We start from the raw sequence: 319 nt of genomic DNA, 5'->3' as shown, positions 1-319 counted from the left end.
GCGGCAGGCACGGGGTGTCGCAGACGCTGGCCGCAGCGCGCTGGACGCCAGTCAACAAATAACGGATCAACGCGACAGGGACGTTTTCATGCAGGACGCGCAGTGGTGGTACGCCAACAGCAGGCAGAGCGAGGGACCGGTGGATCTGGCCGGGCTGCGCCGCCTGCAGCAGGACGGGACCGTAAACGCCCGCACAGTGCTGTGGCGCGAGGGGATGGCATCGTGGCGGCCGCTGGCCGAACTGGATCCGTCGTTAGCGCCGGATCGCCCGTCCCCGCCGCCGGTTGAACCGGTGCACGCCGATGCCGGCAGCGTCGCT

Annotated in this window: 1 protein-coding gene; it reads left to right on the top strand. The window is 69.6% G+C overall.

Going from position 1 to position 319, the window contains the following annotated elements:
* Positions 1 to 88: 88 nt before the first annotated feature.
* Positions 89 to 319, top strand: a 231-nt coding sequence (locus EN850_RS35035; protein ID WP_136093034.1) for a DUF4339 domain-containing protein, incomplete at its 3' end; no start/stop codon positions are given.

It is taken from the genome of Mesorhizobium sp. M8A.F.Ca.ET.207.01.1.1 (assembly GCF_004794715.1).
Classification (GTDB): domain Bacteria; phylum Pseudomonadota; class Alphaproteobacteria; order Rhizobiales; family Rhizobiaceae; genus Mesorhizobium.
This window is presented reverse-complemented; position numbering and strand designations above follow the sequence as displayed.